General features: G+C 43.0%; 1 protein-coding gene. It reads left to right on the top strand.

All coding sequences use genetic code 11. The features are described 5' to 3' along the window. Positions 1 to 1,448 (top strand): TIM-barrel domain-containing protein (locus AB5935_RS24230; RefSeq protein WP_368327679.1); only part of this gene is annotated, 1,448 nt, incomplete at both ends.

The raw sequence follows: 1,448 nt of genomic DNA on the forward strand, positions 1-1,448 counted from the left end.
AGCGTATTCCGTGTGATGCAATTTGGATGGACATTGATTATATGGATGGTTATCGTATATTCACATTTAACCCGCAAGGTTTTCCTGATCCAAAAGCTGTAAATCGAGACTTGCATCTGCGTGGGTTCCATTCGGTATGGATGATTGATCCGGGAGCTAAAGCTAAAACAGGTTATTCTGTCTATGATTCGGGAACAGCAAATGATGTTTGGGTAAAAACTGTAGATGGAAAAGAATATAACGGTGATGCATGGCCGGGGAAAGTGGCATGGCCGGATTTCACAGATCCTAAAGTTTGCCAGTGGTGGGGCGGACTTTATAAAGACTTTATGGCGCAAGGCGTAGATGGGGTTTGGAACGATGTGAACGAACCGCAAGTGAGTAATACACCTACCGGAACGATGCCGGAAGATAATTTGCATAGAGGTGGAAATGGAATTCCTGCCGGAACTCATTTGCAATATCATAATGTTTACGGGTTCTTAATGGTTAAGTCATCAAGAGAAGGAATGTTAGCCGCGCAACCTAAGAAACGTCCTTTTATTCTGACTCGTTCTAATTTTTTGGGAGGGCAGCGTTATGCCGCAACATGGACAGGTGACAATGGTTCCAGTCGCGAGCATATGGAGATGTCTGTACCTATGTCGTTAACATTGGGACTGTCGGGACAACCTATGAGTGGCGCTGACATTGGTGGCTTCTTGTTCCATGCAGATGCCGATTTGTTTGGGAATTGGATTGCACTGGGAGCTTTTTACCCTTTTTCTCGCGGTCATGCTTGTGCCGGAACCAACAATAAAGAGCCTTGGGCTTTTGGAAAAGAAATAGAAGAGGTTTCCCGTATTGCTTTGGAACGCAGATATATTTTGCTACCTTATTATTATACTCTTTTGCATGAGGCTTCCACAACAGGTATGCCTATCATGCGTCCGATATTCTTTGCTGATCCAAAAGATCTTTCGTTAAGAGCGGAAGAAAAAGCATTTCTGGTTGGTGATGACCTGTTGGTAATCCCTTCATTTGCTAAAAAAACGGCGCTTCCTAAAGGAATATGGGAGGATTTGTCACTAGTAGACGGGGATAAGGATGGTAAATATCAGGCAAAATTAAAGATTCGTGGTGGTTCTATCATTCCTACCGGCAAGATAATACAGAATACCACTGAAAATTCACTGGATCCTTTGATGCTTTTGGTCTGTTTGGATGAGCAAGGCAAGGCTTCCGGAAGTATGTATTGGGATGCTGGAGACGGCTGGTCATACCAAAAAGGTGATTATAGTTTACAACATTTTACAGCAGAACGTAATGGTAACAAAGTCATGGTGAAACTGGTTGGAAAAACAGGAAAAAGAGAACTGGAGAATAAAGGGATGGCAATTGTCAAGGTGATAACTAAACAAGGTATTCGACTGGCTAGTGGTAATCTGACAGAAGGTATTGAAGTCGGA

The sequence above is a fragment of the Phocaeicola sp. RTP21198st1_B8_RTP21198_201120 genome, from assembly GCF_040929485.1.
GTDB classification, from domain to species: Bacteria; Bacteroidota; Bacteroidia; order Bacteroidales; family Bacteroidaceae; genus Phocaeicola; species Phocaeicola dorei.